The organism is Rhodococcus sp. KBW08 (assembly GCF_003852455.1).
Taxonomy (GTDB): domain Bacteria; phylum Actinomycetota; class Actinomycetes; order Mycobacteriales; family Mycobacteriaceae; genus Rhodococcus_F; species Rhodococcus_F baikonurensis.
On the sequence record NZ_QAJJ01000022.1, the window covers coordinates 1 to 3,189 of the forward strand.

The 3,189-nt window shown below is 60.5% G+C and carries 4 protein-coding genes; 3 read left to right on the forward strand and 1 reads right to left on the reverse strand.

Features of this window, described 5'->3' with window-relative positions:
* Positions 1–147: 147 nt before the first annotated feature.
* On the forward strand, positions 148–807 hold the full coding sequence (locus DBV08_RS27885; protein WP_124569556.1) for a LuxR C-terminal-related transcriptional regulator: 660 nt from the start codon (positions 148–150) through the stop codon (positions 805–807).
* A 168-nt stretch (positions 808–975) separates the two neighbouring features.
* Entirely contained in the window at positions 976–1,863 is an 888-nt protein-coding gene (locus tag DBV08_RS27890; RefSeq protein ID WP_124569557.1) for a ScbA/BarX family gamma-butyrolactone biosynthesis protein, read from the forward strand.
* A 38-nt stretch (positions 1,864–1,901) separates the two neighbouring features.
* Here DBV08_RS27890 and DBV08_RS27895 read toward each other — a convergent pair whose 3' ends face one another.
* Positions 1,902–2,546: a ScbR family autoregulator-binding transcription factor gene (locus tag DBV08_RS27895; RefSeq protein WP_019745609.1), complete on the reverse strand. Its 645-nt coding sequence runs from the start codon at positions 2,544–2,546 to the stop codon at positions 1,902–1,904.
* 86 nt (positions 2,547–2,632) lie between these two features.
* Between DBV08_RS27895 and DBV08_RS27900 the strand changes: the two genes are divergently transcribed.
* The coding region (locus tag DBV08_RS27900) for an NAD(P)-dependent oxidoreductase (protein WP_124569558.1) at positions 2,633–3,189 on the forward strand (557 nt) is incomplete at its 3' end.

The window sequence follows — 3,189 nt, forward strand, 5'->3', positions numbered from 1 at the left end:
GAGATATCGCCGTTACCCTCGTGCGCATCAGATGGAGAGGTCACTGCGACCGCTGGCGCACTGACGAGACCACTCTGAAACCAACGGTGTTGGTTTCGCGGCAACGAGAACAGAGCGGATTGGGCCTCCACCGGCGGTGTAGTCCCTATGACACACTCCAGCACAGTCACCGTGTACACCACTCGTCGCGATCGCGGATTCGCCCATGCACTCGCTGCCGGAATCAGCGACAGGGCTGATTCCGGGCCACAGACCGCAGACATGAGTCTGTTGGAGAACCACACCAGCGAGCACGGTAGAGCGCTTGTTCTTCTACCACTCGGGGGCGTCGATTGGCGGGTGAAGGAGCTCTCCGCGCTCGAAGGATCGGTCCTGATCGGCGATCTCAGTGGCGGCCACTCCCTGATTCGGGGGCTCGCGGCGGGCGCCCACACCGCGCTCAACTCGCAACTACCGTTCGCATCGCTGCTCGATGAGCTGCAGGCCGCGCTCAACCCCACCTCTGCTCAGCCTGCGCACGACACTTCCTCTCTCGTACAACGCATCCGGTTGCGCGCCGAAGAATTCGCACGAATCAGCAGTCTCACCGATCGCGAATTCGAAATCATGGGACTTCTCTACGGCGGTTCCAATGTCGACTCGATTGCTCGAACCGCCCACATTGCACCGACCACGGTTCGCGCCCACATCCGAAGCATCTTGCAGAAGCTGGGGGTGCACTCCCAGCTGGAGGCCTGCGGGATGCTCCGCCGCTCTGGTCACGACACACGCAGATACCCGTTGGAGCTTCGGATCGGACGCTTCTAGCAGGAAGCACCCATAGACGCACTCATTGAGATGGGTGCTCACTCTGATCGAACTCGACCTTCGCAAAGATCGTCAATTTTGACGATTCGACGACGTGCCCGGAGGTCGAATATTAGGTCCTACACGACGCCGAAGACACGAATGAACATCGAAAGGTGCATTCAATCAATGGAATACACACGCACAGTGCCGCGACATCTCGTCCACAGACATGCGGTTGCCGAGGTTTTCCTGACGGACTACCGGATCGAATCGAACTCGGCGTACCAGGTTGCTGTGCAACTGCCGCTCTCGCACCGAATATTCGACGCATCGAGCGAGCAACACGATCCGCTCGGGGTGGCAGAAGCATTCCGGCAGGCAGTGGTGCTTCTGTGCCACACCCGATACGACATTCCACTGCACTACAAGTTCCTCATGGAAACATTCAGCTTCGAGATGTTGGATGCGCTCGACGTGCAACCAGTCGCGGAGCCGTTGAGTTTCTCGATGACAGTGGACAACCTCACCCATCGCGACGGAGCGGTCTCGGGCGTCGAAATGACGGGGGTCCTCCGAGGGGGCGCCCGGCACGTCGCCGGATGCAAAGCTGTTGCGCGAGGAGTCAGCCCCGAGGGATACCGTCGAATTCGGCAAGGACGAGAAGACTACCGCCCGAGTCGGCGCATCCTTCCCACCGGAACCGCGGTGGTCGGTTCGGAGCGGGTCGGACGTTTAACCGATGGAGATGTGCTCATCAGCACTGATGCTGCTGGCCACACGATGTTCTGCACTCCCGATCCGCGCAACCACTCCCTTTTCGACCACCCCGTCGACCACATCCCGGGAATGATTCTTTTCGAGGCCGCTCGACAGGCGGTGCGGTACCGCACCGGCGCCCCAGCAACACGTATCGCCTCACTCTCGGCGACCTTTCCGAGGTTCACCGAATGGGAAACGCCGTGCGAGGTGTCAACGACTCCACTCGACGCGTCAGGCCGTGTGCACCGAGTTCGGTTCACTCAAGAACTGGAAACCACCGCGGAACTTGAACTTACAGTTGCGGACCAACTATGACAGGACACGGACACGCCCTTCTCGTAGCGTCGTTTACGTCAAACGCTCGGAGGTTCCCACTCTCTCGGTGCAAGCGCGGCCAGTTGCATGACATGCGCCAACTTGTCCTCGCGGACAATCGTGGGCAACACCAAGTTCCACATCTGACTCAACCGCTCGTACAGATCGGTTCTGCCCGTCAGCATTTCCGAGAGAATCTGCACTCCGGTGAACGACCCCACGACGAATCGAGCCAACGCGTCGATGTCGGTGCCCGGGACGATATCGCCGGCTTCCGCCGCTTGGGTTGCCACCTGCTTGATGGCCTCGATCCAATCGAGGTACGGCTGTTCGATGGGACCTTGAATACTGCCGATCTCCATCGTCAACCGCATGCCACCTCGCGCGATGGGCTCCGTCACAAGCTGCCGAGCCATCTCCTGCGAAACGAGCACAAGGGTTTCGACCGCAATGTCGGAATGCGCAGCAACCCGTCGGGTCCCCTCCATCGCCATACCGTGCTGCGCTGCGATGACCGCGTGCGCAAGCTCCTCCTTCGACGCGAAATGAAAATACATCGCGCCCTTGGACACACCCCCGTGTTGCAAGATCGTGCCCAGACTGGCGGAGTACCCGAACTTCTCAAAACTCTTCGCAGCACCCAAAATGACAGCCTGGCGCGTGAGGACCGCACGCTCCTGCATGATCTACCCAGCTCTCGTTGCCGACGGAATGAATCTCAACGATACGTCGAAAGACCCGGCAGCAACGCTCCCGACACGGACACACCATGACGACTCTGGTCCTCGGGGCCACTGGTTTCATCGGCTCGGCGGTGATGAACCAGTTGGTTTCCCGGGACGGAAACACTGCGATCGGTTTCGTTCGCACGGACGGCGCGGCCAAACAACTCAGCCGCAACGGAATTGCCGCCACTATCGGCGACATCAACGAAAGCGCCTCTCTACGAGTTGCAATGAGCCAGGCGTCGACCGTCATCTGCTGCGTGTCGTACGTGGGCGACGACGAACAACAGTGTGTTCACGTCAACGAACACGGCATACGTAACGTTGCGTCGATCGCCGCCACCGTCGGCGTCGAACGGCTGCTCTACGTCAGCACCGCCGCGGTGTACGGGCCAGGCCCGTTTCGAGACCTGCCGGTCAACGGCGCACCTCTCAAACCCCTCTCACCTGCCAGTCGCACACGCGCTCTCGCCGAGAAGTTCGTGCGCGACGCCGGCGGCCTCGTCGTCCGGCCCCATCTCGTGTACGGACCCGGCGACAGATGGTTTCTGCCGACACTGACGCGAATTGTCTCTCGACTCGACTCGATCATCGACGACGG

What these genes read in the sequence shown, in the direction of transcription:
- DBV08_RS27885 (WP_124569556.1), top strand. Translation starts at nt 148, where the DNA reads ATGACACACTCCAGCACAGTCACCGTGTACACCACTCGTCGCGATCGC.
- DBV08_RS27890 (WP_124569557.1), top strand. Translation starts at nt 976, where the DNA reads ATGGAATACACACGCACAGTGCCGCGACATCTCGTCCACAGACATGCG.
- DBV08_RS27895 (WP_019745609.1), bottom strand. Translation starts at nt 2,546, where the DNA reads ATGCAGGAGCGTGCGGTCCTCACGCGCCAGGCTGTCATTTTGGGTGCT.